21 protein-coding genes are annotated in these 25,166 nt (G+C 33.3%); 12 read left to right on the forward strand and 9 right to left on the reverse strand.

Features of this window, described 5'->3' with window-relative positions:
• Positions 1–243 precede the first annotated feature (243 nt).
• The 4 genes from BM289_RS21100 (at position 244) to BM289_RS21115 (ending at position 3,742) form a co-directional block, all read left to right on the forward strand.
• Positions 244–540: a DUF493 family protein gene (locus tag BM289_RS21100; protein ID WP_066033683.1), complete on the forward strand. Its 297-nt coding sequence runs from the start codon at positions 244–246 to the stop codon at positions 538–540.
• A gap of 4 nt (positions 541–544) precedes the next feature.
• Positions 545–1,267 carry a DUF4290 domain-containing protein gene (locus BM289_RS21105; RefSeq protein ID WP_091497284.1) on the forward strand — a complete coding sequence of 241 codons (723 nt, stop codon included), beginning with the start codon at positions 545–547 and terminating at the stop codon, positions 1,265–1,267.
• A gap of 102 nt (positions 1,268–1,369) precedes the next feature.
• Positions 1,370–2,683, forward strand: a complete 1,314-nt coding sequence (gene murA, locus BM289_RS21110; RefSeq protein ID WP_091497287.1) for a UDP-N-acetylglucosamine 1-carboxyvinyltransferase — start codon at positions 1,370–1,372, stop codon at positions 2,681–2,683.
• A gap of 180 nt (positions 2,684–2,863) precedes the next feature.
• On the forward strand, positions 2,864–3,742 hold the full coding sequence (locus tag BM289_RS21115) for a cation diffusion facilitator family transporter (protein ID WP_091497289.1): 879 nt from the start codon (positions 2,864–2,866) through the stop codon (positions 3,740–3,742).
• A 223-nt stretch (positions 3,743–3,965) separates the two neighbouring features.
• Here the strand turns inward: BM289_RS21115 and BM289_RS21120 are convergent, their stop codons facing one another.
• The 3 genes from BM289_RS21120 to BM289_RS21130 form a co-directional block, all read right to left on the reverse strand.
• Positions 3,966–6,455: a DUF5686 and carboxypeptidase regulatory-like domain-containing protein gene (locus tag BM289_RS21120; RefSeq protein WP_091497292.1), complete on the reverse strand. Its 2,490-nt coding sequence runs from the start codon at positions 6,453–6,455 to the stop codon at positions 3,966–3,968.
• A 191-nt stretch (positions 6,456–6,646) separates the two neighbouring features.
• Entirely contained in the window at positions 6,647–7,060 is a 414-nt protein-coding gene (gene aroQ, locus BM289_RS21125; protein ID WP_091497294.1) for a type II 3-dehydroquinate dehydratase, read from the reverse strand.
• Positions 7,061–7,210: 150 nt separating this feature from the next.
• Positions 7,211–7,771 carry a porin family protein gene (locus tag BM289_RS21130; protein ID WP_091497297.1) on the reverse strand — a complete coding sequence of 187 codons (561 nt, stop codon included), beginning with the start codon at positions 7,769–7,771 and terminating at the stop codon, positions 7,211–7,213.
• A 285-nt stretch (positions 7,772–8,056) separates the two neighbouring features.
• Here BM289_RS21130 and BM289_RS21135 point away from each other — a divergent pair, with 285 nt between their 5' ends.
• The 4 genes from BM289_RS21135 (at position 8,057) to BM289_RS21150 (ending at position 12,094) form a co-directional block, all read left to right on the forward strand.
• The gene (locus tag BM289_RS21135) at positions 8,057–8,620 is read left to right on the forward strand and encodes an outer membrane beta-barrel protein (RefSeq protein WP_091497300.1); all 564 of its coding nucleotides are present in this window, start codon (positions 8,057–8,059) and stop codon (positions 8,618–8,620) included.
• A gap of 218 nt (positions 8,621–8,838) precedes the next feature.
• Entirely contained in the window at positions 8,839–9,414 is a 576-nt protein-coding gene (locus tag BM289_RS21140) for a porin family protein (RefSeq protein ID WP_091497302.1), read from the forward strand.
• 111 nt (positions 9,415–9,525) lie between these two features.
• The gene (xerD, locus tag BM289_RS21145) at positions 9,526–10,422 is read left to right on the forward strand and encodes a site-specific tyrosine recombinase XerD (RefSeq protein ID WP_091497304.1); all 897 of its coding nucleotides are present in this window, start codon (positions 9,526–9,528) and stop codon (positions 10,420–10,422) included.
• Positions 10,423–10,573: 151 nt separating this feature from the next.
• Positions 10,574–12,094 carry a sensor histidine kinase gene (locus BM289_RS21150; protein WP_091497306.1) on the forward strand — a complete coding sequence of 507 codons (1,521 nt, stop codon included), beginning with the start codon at positions 10,574–10,576 and terminating at the stop codon, positions 12,092–12,094.
• Positions 12,095–12,163: 69 nt separating this feature from the next.
• Here BM289_RS21150 and rny read toward each other — a convergent pair whose 3' ends face one another.
• The 3 genes from rny to BM289_RS21165 form a co-directional block, all read right to left on the reverse strand.
• Complete coding sequence (rny, locus tag BM289_RS21155; RefSeq protein ID WP_091497308.1) at positions 12,164–13,723, reverse strand: ribonuclease Y; 1,560 nt, start codon at positions 13,721–13,723, stop codon at positions 12,164–12,166.
• Positions 13,724–13,932: 209 nt separating this feature from the next.
• Positions 13,933–14,226 (reverse strand): cell division protein ZapA, encoded by a 294-nt coding sequence (locus BM289_RS21160; RefSeq protein WP_091497311.1) that lies wholly within the window; start codon positions 14,224–14,226, stop codon positions 13,933–13,935.
• A 4-nt stretch (positions 14,227–14,230) separates the two neighbouring features.
• The gene (locus tag BM289_RS21165) at positions 14,231–14,521 is read right to left on the reverse strand and encodes a hypothetical protein (RefSeq protein WP_091497313.1); all 291 of its coding nucleotides are present in this window, start codon (positions 14,519–14,521) and stop codon (positions 14,231–14,233) included.
• Between the two features lie 181 nt (positions 14,522–14,702).
• On the opposite strand from BM289_RS21165, the gene BM289_RS21170 reads away from it, so the two are divergent.
• Genes BM289_RS21170 through BM289_RS21185 form a run of 4 tightly spaced genes read left to right on the forward strand, consistent with a single transcriptional unit; the run spans position 14,703 to position 20,254 of the window.
• Complete coding sequence (locus BM289_RS21170; RefSeq protein ID WP_091497527.1) at positions 14,703–16,385, forward strand: M23 family metallopeptidase; 1,683 nt, start codon at positions 14,703–14,705, stop codon at positions 16,383–16,385.
• An 11-nt stretch (positions 16,386–16,396) separates the two neighbouring features.
• The gene (locus tag BM289_RS21175) at positions 16,397–18,862 is read left to right on the forward strand and encodes a TonB-dependent receptor (protein ID WP_091497316.1); all 2,466 of its coding nucleotides are present in this window, start codon (positions 16,397–16,399) and stop codon (positions 18,860–18,862) included.
• Positions 18,859–19,503: a hypothetical protein gene (locus BM289_RS21180; RefSeq protein WP_091497318.1), complete on the forward strand. Its 645-nt coding sequence runs from the start codon at positions 18,859–18,861 to the stop codon at positions 19,501–19,503. The genes BM289_RS21175 and BM289_RS21180 overlap by 4 nt, the downstream gene beginning before the upstream one ends.
• A gap of 31 nt (positions 19,504–19,534) precedes the next feature.
• A complete protein-coding gene (locus BM289_RS21185) occupies positions 19,535–20,254 on the forward strand; it encodes a CREC-EF hand family protein (protein WP_091497321.1) in 720 nt (239 codons plus the stop codon).
• Between the two features lie 189 nt (positions 20,255–20,443).
• On the opposite strand, the gene BM289_RS21190 is transcribed toward BM289_RS21185, so the two are convergent.
• The 3 genes from BM289_RS21190 to BM289_RS21200 all read right to left on the reverse strand — a co-directional run bounded on the left by BM289_RS21190 (position 20,444) and on the right by BM289_RS21200 (position 25,107).
• A complete protein-coding gene (locus BM289_RS21190; protein ID WP_091497323.1) occupies positions 20,444–21,145 on the reverse strand; it encodes a DUF2971 domain-containing protein in 702 nt (233 codons plus the stop codon).
• Between the two features lie 128 nt (positions 21,146–21,273).
• On the reverse strand, positions 21,274–23,103 hold the full coding sequence (locus BM289_RS21195; RefSeq protein WP_091497326.1) for an ABC transporter ATP-binding protein: 1,830 nt from the start codon (positions 23,101–23,103) through the stop codon (positions 21,274–21,276).
• 276 nt (positions 23,104–23,379) lie between these two features.
• Positions 23,380–25,107 (reverse strand): phospho-sugar mutase, encoded by a 1,728-nt coding sequence (locus BM289_RS21200; protein ID WP_091497328.1) that lies wholly within the window; start codon positions 25,105–25,107, stop codon positions 23,380–23,382.
• Between the last annotated feature and the right edge of the window lie 59 nt (positions 25,108–25,166).

The raw sequence follows: 25,166 nt of genomic DNA on the forward strand, positions 1-25,166 counted from the left end.
AATTAATTAAACTTAAAAACTTTGCTTCTTAGCGACTTTGCGAGCAAATTTTATAGTAATGCTTTCTCAAATATAAGCGTAAATTTTACAAAGAAATAATCTTCGATTGCATTTTTCTCTGCACCTTTGCGTCTTTGTAACTTTGTCCCTTTAAAACAAAGTTTTAACCCCAAAAAAAATCTAAAATCTAAAATCAAAAGTCTGAAATCAAAAACGTATATTTGCGTTTATTTTTAATTACGAATGGAGAACGATAAAGAAAAAAATACCGCCGAATTTTACGAAAGATTAAAAGTAGAGCTTGATAACGCAAACACTTGGCCAGCAGAATATTTATACAAATTTATTGTGCCTTCTGTAGCAGACAATGTGGAGCGTGTCGAAAAAGCTTTTGATCGAATGGGAGCGGTTATTAAAACAACAAAATCTAAAACAGGCAAATTTACCAGTGTTTCTGTAGACGTTACGATGCACAGCTCAGACGATGTGATTAGTAAATACAAAGAAGTTTCTACAATTGAAGGTATAGTTTCATTATAAACTTATGATCGAAAAATATAAAAGAGAAGCCGCAAGCGACGTTGTGTATAATTTGGAATACAATTCTGAAAGACAGCGTTTAATTATTCCAGAGTATGGTCGTCATTTACAAAAATTAATCGATCAGGCTACTGCAATCGAAGATGATGAAACGCGCAATAAAGCGGCGAAATATATCATTCAGGTTATGGGAAGTTTGAATCCGCATTTGCGTGATGTGCCAGATTTTCAGCATAAACTTTGGGATCAGCTTTTTATAATGTCTGATTTTAAACTGAATGTTGAATCGCCATATCCGATTCCGTCAAGAGACGTTTTGCAGTTAAAGCCAGAGATTTTACAATATCCGCAGAACTTTCCAAAATATAGATTTTATGGAAATAATATCAAATATATGATTGATGTTGCCAATAAATGGGAAGAAGGAGAGATGAAAAATGCATTGGTAATGGTCATTGCCAACCACATGAAAAAGTCTTTCTTAAGCTGGAATAAGGACACGGTAAAAGACGATGTGATTTTCGAACATTTATATGAACTGTCTGGTGGAAAAATAAACTTACTGCACAGTACAGAAGAGTTGTTAAATACGACAGATTTAATGCGTACAAACAAACGCATGTCGAATAAGACAGCTTCTGGAGCACAGCCAAAGGCTCAGAATAACAAGAATAACAATAAAGGAGGACAAAAAAAGAATTTTCAAAAAAACAATAATCAAAAATAAAAAAGCTACTTAGACGCTAAGTTTCTAAGATGCTAAGTTTTTTACTTAGAGTCTTAGGATCTCAGAATCTTAGAAACTTTGAAAGAACCTTAACAAAGATCTATGGGAATTTTTAAAATCGAGGGAGGAACGCCTTTAAAAGGAGAAATCACTCCACAGGGAGCAAAAAATGAGGCGTTACAAATTTTATGTGCCGTGCTGCTGACAGGAGAGAAAGTAAAAATTAATAACATTCCTGATATTATAGACATCAATAAATTAATCACTTTGTTGGGGAATTTAGGGGTGAAAATCCAGCGTAACGAACCAGGTTCGATTACTTTTCAAGCAGATGAGGTTAATGTTGGATATTTAGAAACGGAAGCTTTCAAAAAAGAAGGTGGAGCGCTTCGTGGTTCTATTATGATTGTTGGACCTCTTTTAGCTCGTTTTGGAAAAGGATATATTCCGAAACCAGGAGGTGATAAAATTGGCCGTCGTAGATTAGATACGCACTTTGAAGGTTTTATTAACCTTGGAGCAAAATTTAGATACAACAGAGAAGATCACTTTTACGGAGTAGAATCTCCAGAAGAAGGACTTCAAGGAACAGACATGCTTTTAGACGAAGCATCTGTAACTGGAACAGCAAACATTGTAATGGCTGCTGTTTTAGCAAAAGGAAAAACGACAGTTTACAATGCAGCTTGCGAGCCTTACTTACAGCAGTTATGCAAAATGTTAAACTCTATGGGAGCTAAAATCACTGGAGTTGGTTCTAACTTATTGACTATCGAAGGAGTTGAAAGCCTTGGGGGATGCGAGCACAGAATCCTTCCAGATATGATTGAAATTGGTTCTTGGATTGGTCTTGCGGCTATGACAAAAAGCGAAATTACAATCAAAAATGTAAGCTGGGAAAATTTAGGTTTGATTCCAAATACTTTTAGAAAATTAGGTATTACAATCGAAAAACGTAATGACGATATTTACATTCCGGCTCATAAAGACGGATACGAAGTAAAAACAGACATCGACGGTTCTATCTTAACTATTGCCGATGCACCTTGGCCGGGATTTACGCCTGACTTGTTAAGTATCGTTTTAGTTGTAGCTACTCAAGCAAAAGGAGACGTTTTAATTCACCAAAAAATGTTCGAAAGCCGTTTGTTCTTCGTGGATAAACTAATCGATATGGGAGCAAAAATCATGTTATGTGATCCGCACAGAGCTGTGGTTATGGGACATAATTTCGAATCTCAGTTAAAAGCAACTACAATGTCTTCTCCTGATATTCGTGCGGGAATCTCATTGTTGATTGCGGCGCTTTCTGCAAAAGGAACAAGTACTATCCAGAATATCGAGCAAATCGACCGTGGATACGAACGTATCGATGAGCGTTTAAGAGCAATCGGCGCAAAAATCGTTAGAGCTTAAATAAAAGTTAGCCACGACCCGAGCGATAGCGAACTGGCGAAGCAATTCACAAATTGCACTAATTTTTAATTTTTGAAATTCAATTACACGAATTTAATTTTTAAAAATTAGTGAAATAAGACACAATGTTAGTCTTCTTGTAATTTGTGTAATTCGTGGCAAAAAAATAAATGTCTTTAAATGACAAACGAACAAAAAGCTATAAAAGCTACTATTTTTAGTATAATAGGAAACACCTGTCTGGCCTTGATAAAAGGACTGGCAGGTTTTTTTGGCAATTCTTATGCCTTGATTGCAGATGCAATCGAATCGACAACGGATATATTTGCATCTTTTTTGGTACTGTTTGGAATCAAATATTCGAATAAGCCAGCTGATGAAAATCATCCTTACGGTCATGGTCGCGCAGAACCTTTAATTACATTTTTGGTTGTTGGGTTTTTAATTACATCTGCAACAATTATTGGGTACGAAAGTATTGCCAATATCGGGACTTCTCATGAATTGCCTAAATCTTGGACATTGTATGTTTTGGGAGCTATTATAATATGGAAAGAATATTCTTTTCGTTTGGTAATGAAACGAAGTAAACAAACCAATAGTTCTTCTTTGGCCGCAGACGCATGGCATCATAGAAGCGACGCGATAACTTCTGTAGCGGCTTTTATCGGAATTTCGATAGCTCTGATAATGGGAAAAGGCTACGAATCGGCAGATGATTGGGCTGCTCTTTTTGCTGCATTTTTTATTTTATATAATAGTTATAAAATTTTCAGACCCGCCCTTGGCGAAATTATGGATGAAAATTTAAATGAGGATTTGGTAGAAGAGATTCGTGTTGTAGCCCTTACTGTTCCTGGGATTTTGGGAACTGAAAAATGTTTTATCCGCAAAGCTGGAATGAAGTATCATGTCGATCTCCATGCTATTGTTTCGGCAAAGATATCTGTTAAAGAAGGACATGATTTGGCACATAAACTGAAAGATACATTGAGGGAAAATAATCCTGAATTAGGACATGTATTAATTCATGTTGAACCAGATGATTATAATTGTTAAAGTTGCTGAGGTTTTGATATTCTAAGTTCTATGATAATATTAATTTTTGTCAGGCTGAAGTCGAAGCCCGCACAAAGATTTTCATAATTCAAAAAGAAAACTGTTTAAATTACACTCTGTTCAAGTAGATTGCAATTTAAGCGGTTTTTTGAATTTGATATAAAAGTTCTGTAATATAAAAGGAAGAAAATTTAGAATAACAGAACTTTAGCAACTTAGCATCTTAGTCTAACGCATTCAAAATCTTCAGCCCAAACACAACACCATTTTGCTGAACTCCTCCTTGATAGGAATGCACATAATCTACGCGGAATAATTTGAATTTACCAAAACCTAAATTGTCTAAACCAATTGTATATTCGGTATAAGGTTTTCGGTCTGGAATGGCCAGCGAATGAAACCCGATATTCATTGTTGATTTTAAAAGATTCAATAACGGAATTTTATTCATAATATAGCCGTTATCGTTGTGTTCCAAATGCATTTCCAAATAACTATCGTTTGTGCTGTTGGCATAATAAGGCATTAAATTGAAAACATTTAAGTAACGACCCGTCGTTCCAATGTGAGTTTGATTTCCATTGAAATGTCTGTAATCTATAAAAGAAATATTCTCAGCATTAAAGAATTTTCCAGCTCTTAAATTCATGCCTAAAGTACCTTTGTTGTTTAAGTTTAAATCATATTGTACTGCAGCGCCGATTCTCTCAAATTCATATTTTTTTTCGCTTGCTGCAAAAGCTTTTTCGAAACCTAAAGTTACAGTTGGATATCGATCATCTTTAAAATTATATCTTCCATCAGGTCTTGAGATGTATTTGTTTCCGAAATTAATTCGCGCATTTATACCAGTTTTAAATAAGTGATGTTGCTCAAATGGTGCTGAAGTAAAATCATTTGGATCAAGCGGATTATTTGAAGTATACAAGTCATCTCTTTTAAAGAAAGAATAATCAGTAGTATTAAAAAGAGGTTTTCTTTGTTCATAAGCCACTTTTGCAAAGAGATTCACTCCGTTTAAAACATCTTGAGAATAATTAACTTGAGCATATTCCAAGTTGTACAATTTCATATAGTTATCTTTAAAAAATAAAGAACTTATAGAATTGACCAGTTTTGTAATGGGTTCAGCACTATTAAATTGAGCGACTTTTGTTCCGCCCGAAGCTCCAATTGTAGCATAATTGATGTTATTGAATTTATGCGAAAAATATCCAGTTGCTCTAAAACGCTCGTCTGAAAAACCATAATTAAAGGTGGTTCCAATAGAAGTTGATTTTCCTTTTTCTTCATTTTCTTTCTTGAATGAAAAGCCAGAATCTAAATTAAATCCCTGAACAGTATTGAAGCTTAAGGAAGCAATATTCAATAAACCTTGATAATTAAAAGAATATTGTTTGAATGTGTTTTTATAATCATAACCCATCAAAATATCCCAAACTTTAAATTTATTGTTTTTGGCATCTATGGAGTCAGTATATTTTTTTGATTTTCGGATGACTAAAAGACTGTCCTTCTTAGTATAATCATTGCTTTCTTCGATTGTTAGCGGAATCGGACGAATTTCATTCCAAAAGGCATTGTCTTTTTTATTGGCGTTGGCTTCAAAAGAAACAATTTCATTTCCAAATGTTTTCTTTTCAAAAGAAGCAGGAAACTCATAATTAGAATAAACGTAATTAAAGTTTCCAGAGAATTTTATTCCAAAAAGTCCAGCAGTAAAAGAAAGAGTCTGTGCATTTTTAGACCAGATTTTGTTTTTTGCGTTATAACTGAAGCTTTGAGTCAGAGACATGGTTTCGGTAAACTCGTTTTTCATCCTGTAGCCTTTTATATCCAAATCAATAGCATAAATAGCAAAACTATCATCTACTATATAAATGTAGCCTTCAAAAACGGGTTCTTTGTCTCGTTTGGGAAAGATTTTTATTTTATAAATCTGCTTATTATTATCGTCATAAAAACTTCCTTCTAATTTGTATTTGTAATAATTGAAAGCATTATCTGCAATAGGAGAAATCATTTTGACATCAAAATCTAAAGCATTATCATAAAAATCATAAGTAGACAAAGCGGCGGTGTTGTAGCTGTAACCACGGTTGTTTCCCGAGATTTTAGAAGCAATGATTTTCTCTTTTAATTTGGCAGGTTTTTCAAAAGCAATTTTCGAAACGGTTTCAGATAAATATAAAATTCCCGTTCCGGTCGAATCCAGATTGGAAGCCATATCAGCACCGAGATCTACTTTTTGACCCAGGATTTTTTTAGGAAGATCTTTTACTTTAAACATTCCTTTAGAATAAAAATCGGCAGTATAACGAGCTGTTTTTTCTGAGTTTTCTTTTTTGTTTACAATGGCATTTTTTATAATAGCATTAGCTGGATTGTTTTTAGGATCAATCACAACCTCATTTAAGGCAAAGCTCTCTTCAAGCAGTTTTACATCCAAAGTAACAGTTTTGGAATCGGGAGAAACGGTAATTTTTTGAGTTTTAAAGCCTAAATACTGAAATACAATTCGGTTTTTACCAATTTCTTTTACCTGCAATTGATATTGTCCCTGCTCGTTTGAAGTCGTTCCTCTATAAGTTCCTTCTTCAAAAATAGAGACAAACGGCAATGGATTTCCTTTTTCATCGGTTACTGTTCCTTTGATTTGGGCGAAATTAGAAATAGAAAAAATTAAAAAGGCAAGTAGCGTAAAGTTTCTCATGTAATTAGTTTCTCTTACAAAAATAGAATAACTTAAAAACGAGCCTATTAATAATTTGTTAAATTAAGACAAGTGAATTGATGAACTCAAGACTTGTATTTTTAGTTAAGTAAATTGCGTTTGTCAGGCTGAGCGAAGTCGAAGCCCTTTAAAGGGAATAAGTTCTCCAACTTCGCTCAGGTTGACAGTATTTATAGAAAAGATTGAATTGCTAATTCGTAGCTTTTTAATCCGAAGCCTAAAATAACCCCTTTTGCATTTCCAGATAAATACGATTGATGTCTGAAACTTTCTCTTGCATAAGTATTAGAAATATGCACTTCAATCACTGCAGTTGTAACCGCTTTCATCGCATCTCCCAAACCAATAGAAGTATGAGTATAAGCACCGGCGTTCAAAATAATACCATCGAATGAAAAACCAACTTCCTGAATTTTTCCAATCAATTCGCCTTCAATATTACTTTGGTAATAAGAAAGTTCGATGTTTGGAAATTTCTCTTTCAACGTTTCAAAATATTCTTCAAAAGTTTGGCTTCCGTAAACTTCCGGTTCACGTTTTCCTAAAAGATTCAAATTGGGACCGTTGATAATGCAGATTTTCATGTTTAATTATTTATGTTGAGGTATTGTAATTGTAATTGACTTTTGACATTGCTATTGAAATTGATTTTTGTCATTGCCATTGAATTGTGTAAAAATAAAAAAACCGCTCTAATTAATAGAACGGTTTTTATAAAAGTATGTGATATTCTTTTAGAACATGTATCCAGCTGAAAGTTGGAATACAGAGTTTTTAAAGTCAGCTTCTTTTGAAATTTCTGTCAGACCAATTCCGTAACGAGCCTGAACAAAAAGACCTCCAACTACTTTTAATCCTAAACCTGCGTTAAGAGAAAAGTCAAATGTTTTTGGATCTGCAACGTCAAACTCTTTTTTATTGCTTACAAGAAAAGAAGCTTGTGGACCAAGTTCTAAGCTAAGCGATTTGGTCATGTAGATTTTCGCCATTACTGGAATAGCGATGTAACCCATTTCGTTTTTAAATTCATCAATAGCATTTTTATATGTAGCTCCTTGTGTAGTATACAAAAGCTCTGGCTGAATGGAGAATTTTTCTAATAATTTAAGTTCTGCTACAAGACCTCCGTGGAAATTTGTAATACCTTCTTTGTCAACTGAAATTCCATTAAAGTCAGAACCTCCAGTTTGGTTAGCAAAGTTAACCCCAGCTTTTACCCCGATTTGTACAAATTGGGCGTTCATCGTTGCTGATGTTGCAAGGAACAATACAGCGGCTACAATTATTTTTTTCATAAAAATGTTTTTTAAATTTTTGGTATTTAAATGTTATTCTAAAGTTCAAAACTACATATTTAGCATTTTATTGCCTTATAATTTAGATTAAATAATTACTAAAATTCCCACTATATTTTGTTTTTTGAGGAGTTAAACGATGATTTTTACAGTTATATTGTTGATTTTCAGTTTTGTTTTGAGGTGTTTTTTTCTGTCTTATTTTGTTGTTTTTTTAACTTCTGATGGACTATTTTTTTGTAGGTCTAATCTTAGTTTTGGCCTAAGTAATTAAAAAATTAAAACATGAAAAAATTATTTTTAGCTGCTATTGCAGTTATGGCTTTTGGATTTGCTAATGCACAAACAGGAGGGTTTTCTAAAGGAGATACATTTATCTCTGGAGCCTTATCTGTAGGGTCAACAAAACAAGGAGATGCTAAAACTAGTAACTTTACAGTTGTTCCTAGTGTAGGTTATTTTGTATCTGAAAACATTGCTATTGGAGGTAAATTAGGATTTGGCTCTAGTAAGAATGAATTGGACTTGAAAAAAAATGAATTTACAGTTGGCGCATTTGGAAGATATTATTTTACTCCTGCTTCTCAGTTTTCAGTTTTTGCTCAAGCTGGTTTAGATTATACTAATACAAAAACTAAACCTGGTGATTACAAAGAAAACGAAATTGGAGCTAATGTTGGTTTAGGTTTAAGCTATTTCTTATCTAACCATTTTGCGATTGAAGCTAATTGGCTTGGTTTAGGGTACAGTGTAAACAATAATGGAGGACATGGTGCTGAAAAAGCTAATAGCTTTGGTTTTGGTACTGATTTACGTGATGTAAGTTTCGGAGTAATTTACAAATTCTAATACAACGATAAAAAAACATTTGATTTAGTTTTTTTAAAGGCCTTCCTCATTTGAGGAGGGCTTTTTTATATTTTGTATCTAAAGTTTTGGAAGTAATTATTTCTCATTTAACAATTTGTATTCTTATTACTATTTTATTTGTTAAAATCCAAATTAGTTTTTATGAAGAATATTTTTATATTTGATATGAAAATTAATTTAACCCAAAACAAATAAGAATGAAAAAAATAATTTTATCTGCCATTGCAGTAATGGCATTTGCATTTACCAATGCTCAGGAAACTAGATTTGGAGTAAAAGGAGGTTTAAATCTTTCAACCTTAACGGGAGAATATGAAGATGATACTAAATCATTAGTGGGTTTTCATGTTGGAGGTTTTGCTGAAATAAAAGTTATTGAAAGATTGGCAATTCAGCCAGAGCTTTTGTTTTCTGCTCAGGGAGCTCGATTTGAAGATGTATTTGGAAAATATGATGCAAAATTAAATTATATAAATATACCAGTTTTGGCTAAATTCTACATTACTAAACAGTTTACTGTGGAAGCGGGACCTCAATTAGGTTTCTTAGTCTCTGCTAAAATTGAAGGCGAAGACGCTAAAGATATCTACAAATCTGCTGATTTCGGATTTAACTTTGGAGCTGGTTATAATTTTACTGATAATTTCTCTGCAGGAGTTCGTTATACTTTAGGTCTATCAGGAGTTTATGATAATGATAATGAGGATTTGGAAGATTATTTAGATAGTTCAAAGAACAGTAACTTTGCTGTTTATGCTGCTTATAAATTCTAAACTTTCTAAACACGTATAACTAAAAGAGGCTGTCTCACTTTTGAGACAGCCTCTTTTTTTATCTCATTGTATGAGACATTTTTATCCCAAAAAATCACTTACTTTGTAAGTATGAATTGGAGCAGATATATTAAAGATTATCAATCGTATTTGAGGATAGAAAGAGGTTTGTCTAAAAACACGATTGAAAACTACAGCTTTGATATCGAACGTCTGTGTCTTTTCTTAGAAACCAATCAAATAGATGTTTCCCCAATTAAAATTTCCGATGAAATATTGCAGCAGTTTATTTACAGTGTTGCAAAAGAGGTAAATCCAAGATCTCAGGCACGTATTATTTCGGGACTGAAAAGTTTCTTTAATTATTTGGTTTTTGAAGATTACAGAAATGATAACCCTTTAGAATTAATCGAAGCACCTAAAACGGGGCGTAAACTTCCAGATACTTTATCGCTTGAAGAAATTGACAATTTAATTGATGCGATTGATTTAAGTACCAATGAAGGTGAGCGAAATAGAGCGATTCTGGAAACATTATATGGCTGTGGGCTTCGTGTTTCGGAGTTGACAACTCTTAAAATTTCTGATTTGTATTTTGATGAAGGTTTTATTAAAATTACAGGTAAAGGAAACAAAGAGCGATTTGTGCCAATCGGCTCATTAACCCAAAAGTATATTGATATTTATAGAAATGCCGTTCGATCACACCAAACGATTAAAAAAGGTGCTGAAGATACCTTATTTCTAAATAGGAGAGGAAATCAACTAACAAGAGCCATGATTTTTACTATTATTAAAGATCTGGCTCAAAAAATAGGTTTGAAAAAAAGTATAAGTCCCCATACACTACGACATTCTTTTGCGACACATTTACTCGAAAATGGCGCAGATTTAAGGTCAATCCAACTAATGCTCGGTCACGAATCAATTACAACAACAGAAATTTATGTGCATTTAGATCGCAGTTTCTTAAAAGAAGTGATGCATAGTTTTCATCCAAGAAAATAATTTTTTGAAAGTAGCGTTTGTTTTGTTGTAAAAATTTATATATTGTGTTAAAATGTTGTTGTAATAAAAACAATAATGAAAGAAGTTGTGATTTTTCTCTCTTTTTTAAAGAAAAAAATCTGAATATTTTATTTACATAAAGAAGTAGTATATGGTTTTTGATTTATATGGAAATGACGATTGCTTGGAGGTAAATAATTTTTATAAAAAATTGTTGGCCGAAATGCCTGACTTACTTTTTCAATTTATTATTGATACTGACAATAATTATTCATTCCCGCTCGTAAGCAAGTCGGCTGATGAAATATTTGAACTCTCTGCCACTGATTTTACTGATGATATAAGGCTTGTAATTTACAATAGGATTGTACCGCAGGATCGTGAGTATTTTTTTCAATCTTTGGTTAAAGCCAGAAAAGAAATTACCCCTTGGGAAATAGAGTTCAGAGCTATGCTTCCTAAAAAAGGAATCCGCTGGTTTAAAATTGTGGCGAAAACAGAATTGGCTATGGATGGCAATGTTGTTTTTTATGGACATGTTTCGGATATAACAGATTTAAAAGACAAAGAAGAAAAGCTTAGGATATCCGAAGAACGTTTTCAATTTGCTCTTGATGCTTCTACTGCTGGAATTTGGGATTGGGATATGGTAACCAATAGAGTCTTTTATTCTTCGCTTTCGCTTAAAATTTTAGAACTGGAATCTACTGATATTTTTGACGATCCGGAACGCTGGGATAAAATTGTTCATCCAGACGATTTGCCAAAATATTACTCGGACATTCAGGAACATTTTGATAATAAAATTCCGTACTATGAAAATTATCATCGTGTAATGACTTCTAGCGGTAATTACAAATGGATTTTGGATCGCGGTAAAGTGATTAAGCGTGATGAAAATGGAAAACCTTTACGTGTAATCGGTACGCATACCGATGTTTCTGCTCAGAAAGAAAAAGAGCTTGATCTTATCAAAACAATGAAATTGTATAGCGATCAAAATAGTCGTTTGCTCAATTTTTCGCATATCGTTTCACATAATTTAAATACTCAGGCCGGTAATATAAAGTCGATTTTAGATTTTATTGATGCCGATGTGAGCAGGCAAACTGTAGAAGAAATGCTGGAGCATTTGAGAACGGTTTCGAATGATTTAAATGAAACCATTTCTAATCTAACACAGATTGTAAAAACACAGAGCAATATCAATATTGCGGTTGTGCCGTTAAAGTTGTGTGAGTATATCGAAAAAACGATTTCAACCATCAAAGGATATGATAAACAACGAAACGTAACCATAATAAATAATGTTCCGAAGTATTTGACCATTAATTTTAATCCAGCGTATATGGAGAGTGTTTTATTGAATTTTACAACCAATGCCATCAAATATGCGCATCCAGATAGAGATCCAGTGATAGTGTTTGATTTTGCATTGGAACCGGAAGGTTTTAAATCTCTCAAAATTACCGATAACGGATTAGGAATTGATTTGAAAGTGTACGGAGATTTATTATTTGGAATGTATAAAACATTTCATAAACACGAAGAAGCTCGTGGGATTGGATTATATATTACCAGAAATCAAATAGAGGCGATGAAAGGGACAGTTTTGGTAGAAAGTGAAGTGGGAGTGGGGACAAGCTTTAAAATCGTTTTTAATGATATGTGAAGTCTAAATTAGAGATAAAAAAAAAGGCTGTCAAATGACAGCCTTTCTTTTTATGTAATATATCCTCGATTATTTAGCAATATTAACAGCTCTTGTTTCTCTGATAACTGTTACTTTAACCTGTCCAGGATAAGTCATTTCTGTTTGGATTTTTTGTGAAATTTCGAAAGATAAGTTTGCAGCATTATCATCAGAAACTTTTTCGCTTTCTACAATTACACGAAGTTCTCTACCTGCTTGGATGGCGTAAGCATTTTTAACGCCACTGAATCCGTAAGCTACATCTTCAAGGTCTTTCAAACGCTGGATGTAAGAGTCAAGAACCTGACGTCTTGCACCTGGTCTAGCTCCAGAAATAGCATCACAAACTTGGATAATTGGAGAAAGTAATGATTTCATTTCAATCTCGTCGTGGTGAGCTCCAATAGCGTTGCATACTTCTTCTTTTTCACCATATTTCTCAGCCCACTGCATACCTAATAATGCGTGTGGTAAATCACTTTCTGTATCAGGCACTTTTCCAATATCGTGTAATAAACCAGCTCTTTTTGCCAATTTCACATTTAATCCTAATTCTGCAGCCATGATACCGCAAAGTTTAGAAACCTCTCTTGAGTGCTGCAATAAGTTTTGTCCGTAAGAAGAACGGTATTTCATTCTACCTACAACTTTAATTAATTCCGGGTGTAAACCGTGAATTCCTAAGTCGATTACAGTACGTTTACCAACTTCGATAATTTCGTCATCGATTTGTTTTGCTGTTTTAGCAACAACTTCTTCGATTCTTGCTGGGTGAATACGTCCGTCAGTTACTAATTTGTGTAAAGACAAACGAGCAATCTCTCTACGAACAGGATCAAAACAAGAAAGAATGATTGCTTCTGGCGTGTCGTCAACAATAATTTCAACTCCAGTTGCTGCTTCAAGTGCTCTAATGTTACGTCCTTCACGTCCGATAATTCTACCTTTTACATCGTCAGATTCAATGTTGAAAACAGAAACGCAGTTTTCTACCGCTTCTTCCGTTCCAACTCTTTGGATCGTATTAATGATAATTTTTTTAGCTTCTTGCTGTGCAGTCAATTTTGCCTCTTCAATAGTTTCTTGAATATGAGACATAGCTTTAGTTTTAGCTTCAGCTTTTAAACCTTCCACCAATTGCTCTTTTGCTTCTTCGGCAGAAAGACCAGAGATTACTTCTAATTGCTGTAACTGGCTTTTGTGAAGTTTGTCAACTTCAGCTTGTTTTTTGTCTAAAACTTCAATTTTATTGTTGTATTCAGCAGTTTTAGCCTCAAAATCGTCATTGACTTTTTTAGCTTTAGAAAGTTCATTTGAAACTTGAGATTCTTTATCGCGAACGCGTTTTTCTACTTCAGCCACTTTTTTATCGCGTGCTAAAATAACTTGTTCGTGTTCCGATTTCAATTCGATAAAACGCTCTTTTGCTTGAAGGATTTTATCTTTTTTAATATTTTCAGCTTCTAAATTAGCGTCTTTTAGGATTGAAGCAGCTTCTTTTTTAGCGTTTTTGATGAGGTTTGAAATATTACTTTTCTCGATAATTTTAGCTATTGCAAAACCTGCCGCAATACCTACAATACCAATAATGATCGTTATGATGTCCATGTTTATTAGGGTTTATATATAAAAAAAGCCTACATTAATTGCTTGTATAAACTCGTAAAGACAAGTTTTGAGCTAACTCACTGTTCAAGTTTCCCAGCCAAAAGGAGGGCATACTATAGTAGCGACGATTTGCTCATTCTAAATTGTTAGTGTTGAGTTTACCAAATGTGAACTAATGTAGGCAGTATCTTAGTTTCTGTAAAGAACGTTTAATTTTCGAGATATTGATCTAAAAGCGTGTTTAATCTTTTAATTCTTTCGATAGTTTCTTCTCCATCGATTGCGTTATCAATTTGTTTTTGTTCTACCTGCGATGCAAATTGTAGTGCACACATGGCAAGAACGTCTTGTTTATCACGAACCGCATAATTTTCTTCGAACTGCTTTATCATCGCATCAATTTTTTTTGAAGCACTTCTAAGTCCTTCTTCCTGAGCGGGTTCAACCGTCAAAGGGTAAACTCGGTCTGCAATTGATATTTTAATTTTAAGCTTTCCGTCCATATTACTAATCTGATAATTGTGCTATACAGTAATCAATTTCGCGAATTAATGAATTTATTTTAAGCTTTGTCTCTCTCTTGTTATTGTCGCTGCCAAGCAATGAATTGGCTATCTTAAGTGTCTCATTTTGCTTTTTCAAAGCTTCAATTTCTTCAGATTGTTTCTGGATAATTTGCACAGCTTTGGCTAGTTCTAATCGTAATGCTTGATTATTTTTCTCTAAACCTTTTGATTTTTCAAAAAGCTTTTCAACTTTATATTCAAGAGTATCAATTATTTCTGCAATTACACTCATTATACATCCTATTCATTACTTAATCCTACAAAGTTAATATTCCTTTTTATTAATGCAATTTTTTATCGATTTTTTTGCATTAAAATAGATAAATCAATGTTTTTCAGTTAATTGTATTTTTTGTAGTTTTTTACTTGCTTTTTTTACTTGATTTTTGCTTATATTAGCAAAAATGTTGCTTATGAGATTTTCTGTACTTACCCTTTTGATTTGTAATTTTCTATTTGCTCAAACGCAATATCCTAAAGATTATTTCCGCCCTCCGCTTGATATCCCGATGCAGCTTTCCGGTAATTTTGGAGAGTTACGACCAAACCATTTTCATGCTGGTTTTGATTTAAAAACCAATCAGAGGGAAGGCTTGAGTGTTCATGCAATTGCTGATGGTTATGTGTCGAGAATTAAGATTTCAACTTTTGGAAATGGTAAATGTATTTACATTACACATGCTAACGGATATACTTCTGTTTATGGACATTTGCAGACTCCAGTTGGAGCCATTTTAGATTATGTAAAGGCAACTCATTACAAAGAGAAAGCGTATGAAATTGAGATGTTCCCAAAACCAAATGAACTTCCGGTAACAAAAGGTCAGATCATAGGTTTGTCTGGTAACACAGGTTCGTCAGAAGGGCCACATCTTCACTTCGAAATTCGTGATACTAAAACAGAATTTGTAATCAATCCAATTTTCTTTGGCTTTGACCAAAATATAAAAGATACCAAAAAGCCAACTTTGTCGAGTTTGTATGTTTATCCTTTGGATAACGCGACGGTGAATCAGTCTAAGCAGCCTTTGTTATTAGCAATGACACTTCAAAAAGATGGGAATTATTTAGCTTCAAAAGTAAAAGCAAACGGAAAAATTGGTTTCGGTATCAATGCCATAGATACAGATGACGTTTCTTTTAATAAAAATGGTGTTTTTAATGTGACTAGTTTTTTAAACGGAAATCAAAATTACAATTATCAGTTTAATACGTATTCTTTTGATGAAATGCGTTACATCAATGCTTTTATTGATTATTCGAGATACAAAAAAACAAGTCAGCGTGTACAGAAGCTTTTTATGAAAACGCCTTTTGCTTTAAGTATCATTAAAACAGATTCGCTTCGAGGTATTATAAAAGCAGAGCCGAATCTGGCCTCGACTTACAGAATAGAAGTTTCTGATTATTTTGGAAATTTAAGAACGGTTACTGTGCCAATTGAGTTTGATAGCGCAACGCCAATTGTAAATCCTGAACCGGTTACTTCTCCCTATTTTGTTCGATATAATAAAGATTCTAATTTCGAAAAAGATAATATGTCGGTATTTTTTCCAGCGGGAACTTTTTATGAAGATTTTAAGATGAACTTTGATGTTCGAAATAAAAAACTCTACATTCATGATGATACCGTTCCAGTTCATTCCAATTTCACCATAACGATAAAAGACGATTCTTATCCGGAAAATTTAAGAGATAAATTGTATATCGGAAGAGGAACAAGTCATAACGGAACAATTAGAAAAGGTGATGTTTTTACAGCCAATGCTAAGATTTTAGGGACATACGGATTGGTTTTGGATACCATTGCGCCTACTGTGAAAATTGCAAAGCCGATTCAGGACAAATGGATTAGTGATCAAAAGAAAATTGATTTTACTATTAGCGATTCTTTGTCAGGAATAAAATCATATAACGGTTATATCAACGGAAATTGGGTTTTGTTTGAATATGAAAACAAAGCCAGAAGGATTACGCATGTTTTTGATGATGCTTTATTGAATGAAGGTGCCAATGATTTAAAAGTTGAAGTTGTCGATAATGTAGGAAATACTACTATCTTTGAGACTCATTTTTTTAGAAGTCAAAAAAAATAAAATCCTAATCTTTGAGTCATAACAGGTTTATATTCGCTTTTCTTTTCGTACTCGTCGGCTGTATTTCACTAGCACAGACTGCCAGTGTTAAAGGAGTAATTTTAGATTCAGAAAAACATCCAGTATCAAGTGTCAATGTTTCTTCGCAGGGAAATTCAGTACAATCTGATTCAAATGGTTTTTTTGAAATTACAGTTCCTTCCAATAGAAAGGTCTCTTTGATATTTACCCACGTTTCTTTAAAAATGATCAGTTTAACGGTTAGTTTAAAGACAAATGAAGTTTTCGTTTTTAATCCGATTATGAACAATTCGCAGGAGCAAATGGGAGAGGTTTTTGTTTCTTCTGGAAATAGAAAACGAGTTCAGGGAATTGCAACGATTGATGCCGAAACTATAAAAAAGATTCCGGGCGCGAATGCGGGGATAGAGAATGTATTGAAAACCCTTCCAGGTGTCAATTCCAATAATGAATTAAGTACACAGTACATGGTTCGTGGAGGAAATTATGACGAAAATCTGGTTTATGTAAACGAGGTTGAAGTATACCGTCCGTTTTTAATTCGTTCAGGACAACAGGAAGGTTTAAGCTTTACTAATACGGATTTAGTGCAGAATGTCGATTTTTCTGCTGGTGGATTTCAGGCAAAATTTGGCGATAAATTGTCTTCGGTTTTAGATATTACGTACAGAAAACCAACTCAGTTTGGTGCTTCTTTTGAAGCCAGTTTTTTGGGTGGAAGCGCTTCTGTAGATTTGGTTTCTAAAAATAAAAAATGGTCAGCTGTAACGGGAGTTCGTTACCGAAATAATAGTCTGTTGGTGAATAGCCAGGATACGCAAACCAATTATACGCCAACTTTTGCAGATATTCAGACCAATATTAATTATGACATTTCTGAAAAATGGCAGATGAGTTTTCTCGGAAATATTTCGGAAAATAAATATTTGTATCAGCCTTTAACTCGCGAAACTAAATTCGGCACAATTGATCAGCCTATGGCGCTTGCGGTTTATTATCAGGGGCAGGAAAAAGATCAATATGATACGTATTTCGGGGCTTTAAAAACTACTTATAAAGCTTCGCCTTCGCTTACGCTAAAATTAATTGGATCTTTATTTCATACAACCGAAAAAGAACATTTTGATATTTTAGCACAATATCGTTTGGGAAATGTTGATCCTGAAAATCCAACTGATCCATCCACAATTGATTTCACTCGCGGAATTGGTTCACAACTGAATCATGCCCGAAATGATTTGGATGCATTAATTGCTAATATCGAATTAAAAGGGACAAAAGAGTGGAAAGAAAGTCAGTTGGAATTTGGCTTAAAATATACGAGAGAATCCATTCGTGATAGAGTAGTAGAGTGGGAAATGATTGATTCTGCCGGATTTTCTATAAATCCGCCAATTGCAATTTTGCCAGAAAATAATCAGCCGTACACTCCTTACACGGGACCTTTGTTGCCATATCAGGATATTCGTGCCACGAATTTCAATACCATCAATAGATTTTCAGGTTATGCACAATGGAACAAACAATCTGAAATAGGTTCAAGCAGAGTTTGGTATCATCTTGGAGCTCGTTTTCAAAGTTGGAATGTTTCAGGAGCTTCAGAAGAAGGGAAAAATCAGACTGTTTTAAGTCCACGTGCACAGTTTGCCATGAAACCAGATTGGGATCGTGATATGGTTTTTAGGATTTCTGGAGGATTATATCACCAACCGCCGTTTTACAGAGAACTTCGTGATTTGGATGGAGTGGTAAATCCGAATGTAAAAGCGCAGGAAGCGGTTCATGTCGTTTTGAGTAACGATTATAATTTTAGAATGTGGAACCGTCCTTTTAAATGGGTGACTGAGCTGTATTATAAATCACTTTCTGATGTCAATGTATATTCGATTGATAATGTCCGAATTCGTTATGTAGCCAATAATAATGCGAAAGCCTATGCTCAAGGTTTAGATTTTAGACTGAATGGAGAATTTGTTCCCGGAACAGAATCCTGGGTGAGTTTTGGTTATATGAAAACGGAAGAAAATTACGAAAACAAAGGATATATTGCCCGTCCGACAGATCAGCGATTGAAATTTGCAATGTTGTTTCAGGATTATATGCCGAATATTCCAAGTGTAAAAGTATATCTGAATTTAGTTTACAATACAGGTCTTCCGGGTGGAGCACCAGCTTATTCAGATCCGTATTTGTATCAAAGCAGATTAAATGATTACAGAAGAGCTGATATTGGTTTTGCTAAAGTTTTTGTGGACAGCAGTACGCAGAATACGAAAAAAGGCTGGCTAAAAAACTTCAAAGAATTGGCTGTAGGATTAGAAATTTTTAATCTTTTTAATAATCAAAATGCGATTACCAATACTTGGGTTCGTGATGTGTATTCAAAAAATCAATATGCAATTCCAAATTATATGACTTCGAGAGTTTTTAACGTTAAGATTAATGCGAGGTTATGATAGAAAAACGTAAAAAAAGGAAAAAGATTTTTTACGTTCCAGGAATGATTTCTTTGGTTTTGATTCCGCTGTTTTGTTTTTATCATTTTTTTAAAGTTGATGCTTTTATGGTTTATGGATCCTTAGATTTAATGGTTTCTAATAAAGAAGAATTTGAAAAATATAAAATTGCAGATTTAAGAAAGTATAAAAGATTTGATTTTAATGATGTAAAATTAAAAGAACTCGACAAAGTAAAAGAATTAAGATTTTTTGTTCGAGATATAGTGAAAAAGTATGACACTATAAATGGTGCTAAAATTCATTTTGGATCAAAAACAGATTATGATACTTTTGTTAATGTTATTAATTTGGTAGCAGAAGAAAAAGTGCCGACTTGGGCTTTATTTGAGAATGATATTTATGTGCTAGCAAGCCCAAAACCAAAACCAAATAAAAATAATTATCATGTAATAACTTGTGGTTATTATGAAGCCAATAAAGATTTCTGGCTAAAAGAAGAGAAAGAAAGGGAACAAGCTTATCAGCTTTCTTTGTACAAAAAGAATTGGCTTATTTTTCTAGGTTATCTAGGAATTGTTCTACTCAACATCTTTGCGCTAGTAAAATTCAATAAAAACAGAAATTACAATCAAAAATAGTATATTTGATAATCGTATATAATCGTTGTAGATGAAAAAGTATTTTAAATATATCGCCCTAATCCTTGTGGGAACCGTAATTAGTTGTCGAGAGGAAGTAAAAAAGCCAAAAGTAAGTTATGATGTTTCAAACAAAGTAAGTATTGCAAAAACAGATACGACTCAAATTGAAATTGCAGATCTTCCAATTCAGATGGAAGGAACTAATTACTTGATTCATCCTGTTGGAGATTTAAGAGTTTTTGAAAGAGGTTCAAAAGCGCGTTACGGATCTTCAAGTGTAAATGATGTGAGTTTTACGATTTCTAATTTAGGCGAATATGAAATTACAGGTTATTTGCAAAATTTGAAATTCCAACAAGTAGATTCAGATTCAATTCGTCCTTTGTCCGATAAACCGGTTTTGATTTTAACTGCAACTTATTTAAAAACAGTTGCAGACAGAACTCATAATAATGTAATGGTTTACACGCTTACAGATTCTGATACCAACAAAGACGGGAAAATTGATACAAGTGATATTAAAACTTTATACTTAAGTGATATCAGCGGAGAAAATTTCACCAAAGTTTCAGCAGATCTGGAAGAATTAGTAGACTGGAATTTAATTGAATCTAAAAACCGTCTGTATTTTAGAACAATCGAAGATACCAACCAAAATGGTCAGTTTGATAAAAATGACGTTTTACATTATAATTACATAGATTTAGCTTCAAAAAAATGGGAAGTGAAAAGTTATAAACCTATTTAAGTTGCTAAGGTTCTGAGATACTAAGATACTAAGATTTTCCAATCTTTGAGATAAATAAAGCCTGTTGAAAATATAATTTTTAACAGGCTTTATTTATGTTTTGAAAAAAAGAATCCTTCTAATCCTTTTAATCTGTGGCTAAGAAAACTTAGAATCTTAGTATCTCAGTATCTCAGAACCTTAGCGTCTCTAGATCAATATGTCACTTTCCAAATCTGATTTTTCGATTTCAAAATCAAATCCAAGGCGTTCTACCAATTCAATTACCAGTTTTTTATACCAGTTCTCTGATTTTGGATGAATATAAATCTTTTCGATTAATTGATTAATATCGACATTGATTTTTAGACCATCGTTGAGTTTTATGGTACTTTTTGAAGTGTCGGTTAAAATGCGGACTTCTCTTTCGTATTGAAAGCTTTTTCTTTTAAATAAAAAGGGAAAGAATAAATCTTCAAAAGGAATATATTCTTTTTTATAATCGATGTAATTGACTTCGCCAATATACTGATCAAAATTGTTTTCAGGTTTAACTGCTTTCTGCAATCGACCGATGGTAGACTGAATTGCCAATCCTTCACTGTTTTGAGTAAAAATCTGCCACATGGCAAATGATTCGTATTCGTTAATATGCCAACTGCTAACCGCTACTTGTTCTCTGTGTGTTTTGTAATAATTAAGAAACTCAGGATTATCGATCGCTAATTTCTTGATCTCTTCGTAAGTAGGTTCGCTAAAAGTACCTTCATATTGATCTTCAAATTTGTCAGATCGTGACATGAATAACTTTTTAGAAAGCAGTAAATCGAGGAATTTTGATAAATCAAGATATTTCCAAACTATAGTGTCGGAATCTTTAGGAAGAGTAAGATTAGGGTTGTTAAGATACATTTTATTGTGGTTAAATGATTTATTCTTTAACTAACCTAAAGTTATAAAAATAAACACAGATTAAAGAAATTAAACTCAGTTTTAATATTTCCTTAATCTGTGTAAGATATTTTGATGTTGATTTAAATCTACGACTCGAAAGACTGCATCGTTACCAGTTTATTGTAAGTGCCATTGTGGGCAATTAATTCTTCGTGAGTTCCCTTCTCAACAATTTTTCCTTTTTGCATTACTATAATTACGTCCGCTTTTTGAATTGTTGAAAGACGGTGTGCAATTACAATCGAAGTTCTGTTCTGCATCATGTTTTCGAGCGCAACCTGAACAAATTTTTCACTTTCAGTATCCAAAGCTGATGTAGCTTCGTCCAGAATCATAATCGGTGGATTTTTCAATACTGCACGGGCAATAGACAAACGTTGTCTTTGTCCGCCGGAAAGTTTGTTTCCGCTGTCTCCGATATTGGTATAAATTCCTTTTGGCAGATCTTTTACAAATTCATAAGCATTAGCAATTTTTAATGCTTCGATAATTTCATCGTCTGTAGCGTCTAATTTTCCTAAAGAAATATTGGCTTTAATCGTATCATTGAATAAAATACTGTCTTGAGTAACCAATCCCATTAAACCGCGAAGCGATTGCAGATTAATATCTTTGATGTTGATTCCGTCAATAGAAATTGAACCGTCTGTAACATCATAAAAGCGAGTCAATAAATTAGCAATTGTACTTTTCCCACTTCCAGACTGGCCAACAAGTGCAACAGTTTGGCCTTTTTTGATTTGAAGAGAAAAATCTTTTAAAACCGTTTCTTCTTCGTATTTAAAGTTTATATTCTGAACGTTGATATTGTCATCAAAAGTTGTTTTTTCAACAGCATTTTCCTTTGATACGATAGTGTTTTCTTGTTCCAGAACTTCAAGAACACGTTCTGCTGCTGCATTTCCTCTTTTCACACCATAAGAAGCTTTAGAAATTGCTTTTGCCGGAGTTAAGATGTTGTACGCTAAACTCATGTAGCCAATGAAAGAAGCTGCGTCTAGCGTTTTGTCAATTAATACCATTTGTCCTCCAAACCACAATAAGATTGTAATAACCAAAATTCCCATGAATTCACTGGCAGGAGAAGCAAGATTTTGTCGGTTTCCAATGCTGTTGGATAATTTAAAGAAACGGTCTGTAGAATTTTGAAATACAGAATTAAAGTAATTTTCTGCATTGTATCCTTTTACAACTTTCAGTCCTCCAATAGTTTCTTCGATTGTAGATAAAAAAGTACCTTGCTCTTGTTGTGCTTTAGTAGATTGTTTTTTTAGTTGTTTCCCAATTAAAGAAATTAAATAACCTGAAATCGGAATAAAAACAAAAACGAATACAGTTAGTTTAACACTAATGTAAAGCATGGCAAAAATCGTAAAGATTATGGTTAAAGGTTCTTTTACGATAAGTTCCAAAATTGCTAGAAATGAAGTCTGTACTTCATTTACGTCTCCCGATATTCTTGAAATAACGTCACCCTTTCTCTTTTCAGAATAAAAGGCTAAAGGTAGTTCCAATGTCTTTTTGTACATCGCATTTCGCATATCTCTCAATATTCCGTTTCGTAGGAAATTGATAAAAAACATTGCAAGATAATCGCATAAATTTTTTAATAAGAAGATGCTAATAATACCCGCAACCATTATGCCCAAAGTATGCCCTGCTCCATAAGTATCGGTTGTGGTTGTGATGAAATAACTCAAAGAATCTTCTCCGTATTTCTTGATTTCACTAATTCCCGTATATACTGGTTTAATGGTGTTTCTCTTAGTTTGGTCAAATAAGACCTGTACCATTGGAATTAATGATACAAAAGAAAGTGTACTGAAAAGTGCATATAGAACATTAAAGAAAATGTTTAGGAATGCGTATTTTTTATATGGATATATAAAAGGAACTATTTTTTTGAAATTACTCATTTAAATTTGAATATTTTTTTTCTGTTATGCTGGGTTTCTTTCGAATTGCAGCATTTTTTTTGGTTATAATTAGATTGTTTTTTTTTGAGTTTTTACCTCGCAAAATTAATCCAATTGGTTTGGTTTCAATTTTTTTTGGCTTTTTTTTATCAAAAAAACTCTGATTTGCATTTGTTTTAAATGTAAATCAGAGTTCTAAAAATTGAATTTAATCTATTGTGCACACACTGTGTGCACAATTATGATAGATATATAAAGAGTTTGTCACTCATTTTATTATTTCAATTGCATATCAGCAATGATGTTCTGTATTTTTTGATCTAAGAAACTTTCTGCTTCATCAAAATCCGCAACCGATTCTAATTCTGCGTTTACACTGATGTAGAATTTGATTTTCGGTTCAGTTCCACTTGGTCTTGCACAAATTTTAGAACCGTCTTCAGTGTAATAAATCAATACATTTGATTTTGGAATATCCATAGAAGATTCTTCATTTGTCAATAAATTCAAAGCAGTAGATGATTGATAATCTTCAACCATAATCACACGCTGACCATTGATTTCTTTTAAAGGATTTTGGCGTAAATTAATCATCATCTGATTAATTTCTTCTAAACCTTCCATTCCTTTTTTAGTTAATGAAACTAAATATTCTTTGTAGAAACCATTTTCAACATAAAGCTGTAAAAGTTCTTTATAAACAGAACTTCCTGCAGCTTTTGCCTGAGCAGCAACTTCACATATTAATAGTGTAGCAGCAACTGCATCTTTATCTCTAACAGCATCGCCAACCATAAAACCAAAGCTTTCTTCACCGCCTCCAATAAATTCAAGTTCTGGGAAATCTTTGATCATTTTAGCGATCCATTTGAATCCTGTTAATCCAACTTTGCATTCAACACCGTAGCTTGTTGCCAATTCCATCATCATTGGAGTCGACACGATAGTAGATCCAACAAATTGTTTTCCGTTGATTTTACCCGCTTTTTTCCATTGTTTCAAAAGGAAAGAAGTCATTAGAACCATGGTTTGGTTTCCGTTTAATAAAATCATTTTGCCATCATTGTTTCTAACGGCAACACCTAAACGGTCACAGTCAGGATCTGTTCCCACAACGATATCAGAATTTGTTTTATCGGCCAATGCCAAAGCCATTGTTAAAGCTTCAGGTTCTTCTGGGTTTGGAGATTTTACTGTTGGGAAATCTCCATCTGGAACAGCCTGCTCAGGAACAATGTGAACGTTTTTGTAACCAGCCTGAGATAAAACATCTGGAATAGATTTTATAGAAGTTCCGTGCAGAGAAGTAAAAACAATATGAAGATTGTCTTTTGCTTCAGCCGGAGTATTGAAACTTGCGTTTTCAATTGATGATTTTACGAATGCTTTGTCAATTTCGGTATCGATATATTGAATTAAGCTTTCGTTTGCATTGAATTTGATTTTATCGTAATCTAAACTTTCGATTACTTGAATGATTTCACCGTCTTGTGGAGGGACAATTTGTCCGCCATCCTGCCAATACACTTTATATCCATTATATTCAGGTGGATTGTGTGAAGCGGTAAGAACAATTCCGCATTGGCATTTTAAATATTTAAGAGCGAAAGACAATTCCGGAGTTGGTCTTAAATCAGAAAATAAATAAACCTGAATTCCGTTTGCAGAAAAAACATCTGCTACAACTTTTGCAAGCGTATTACTGTTATGACGGCAATCGTAAGCAATAACTACTTTTAAAGGTTCGTTTGGAAAAACTTTATGTAGATAATCAGATAATCCCTGAGTGTTTTTTCCCAATGTATATTTATTGATTCTGTTGTTTCCAACACCCATAACACCTCTCATACCTCCAGTACCAAATTCTAAGTTTTTATAAAAACTCTCTTCAAGGTCTTTTGGAGAAGTTGTCATTAATTCTTTTACTGCTGCCTGCGTTTCTTGATCAAACGTTGGTGTCAGCCATTCATTTACAGCGTTTAAAATGTTAGGTGCTATGTTCATGTAAGTTTTTGTTTATGTTTTAATAAAGGTAGTTTTTCCATAAAACTTAATTTGACTCA

Origin of the sequence: Flavobacterium phragmitis, from assembly GCF_900112575.1 — a bacterium.
Taxonomy (GTDB): domain Bacteria; phylum Bacteroidota; class Bacteroidia; order Flavobacteriales; family Flavobacteriaceae; genus Flavobacterium; species Flavobacterium phragmitis.